This window comes from Rhodococcus tukisamuensis NBRC 100609 (genome assembly GCF_001894985.1).
Lineage (GTDB): Bacteria > Actinomycetota > Actinomycetes > Mycobacteriales > Mycobacteriaceae > Rhodococcus_G > Rhodococcus_G tukisamuensis.
In genome coordinates, this window is sequence record NZ_BCXG01000063.1 from 1 (window position 1) to 661 (window position 661).

A 661-nucleotide genomic window follows, 5' to 3' on the forward strand; every position below is an offset into this window, starting at 1 on the left:
ATCGTGGCGGCGTCGGAGTCCACCCGGTACTTCCCGATGCTCACCACCGCCGCCGGCACCGTCAAGCCCGCGACCGTGCTGGTCCTCGGCGTCGGCGTCGCCGGCCTGCAGGCCCTCGCCACCGCCAAGCGGCTCGGTGGCCGGGTCACCGGCTACGACGTGCGCCCCGAGGTCGCCGACCAGGTCCGCTCCGTCGGTGCGCAGTGGCTCGACCTGGGCATCGACGCCGCCGGTGAGGGCGGCTACGCCCGCCAGCTCACCGAGGCCGAGCAGGCCCAGCAGCAGCAGGCCCTCGAGAACGCCATCAAGGGGTTCGACGTGGTCATCACCACCGCGCTCGTCCCCGGCCGCCCGGCCCCGCGCCTGGTCACCGCCGCCGCCGTGGAGGGCATGAAGCCCGGCAGCGTCATCGTCGACCTGGCGGGGGAGACCGGCGGCAACTGCGAGCTCACCGAGCCCGGCCGGACCGCCGTCAAGCACGGGGTCACGATCTGCTCCCCGTTGAACCTGCCGGCGACGATGCCGGAGCACTCGAGCGAGCTGTACTCGAAGAACCTGTACGCGTTGATCGAGTTGATGCTCGACGAGAACGGCGCGTTTGCGCCGGACTTCGACGACGAGGTGCTCGCCGCCGCGTGCGTCACCCGCAAGGAGGCGACTG

General features: G+C 72.3%; 1 protein-coding gene. It reads left to right on the forward strand.

Features of this window, described 5'->3' with window-relative positions; genetic code table 11:
- Nucleotides 1–661, forward strand: a 661-nt coding sequence (locus RT2_RS24925) for a Rossmann-fold NAD(P)-binding domain-containing protein (protein ID WP_503826521.1), incomplete at both ends; no start/stop codon positions are given.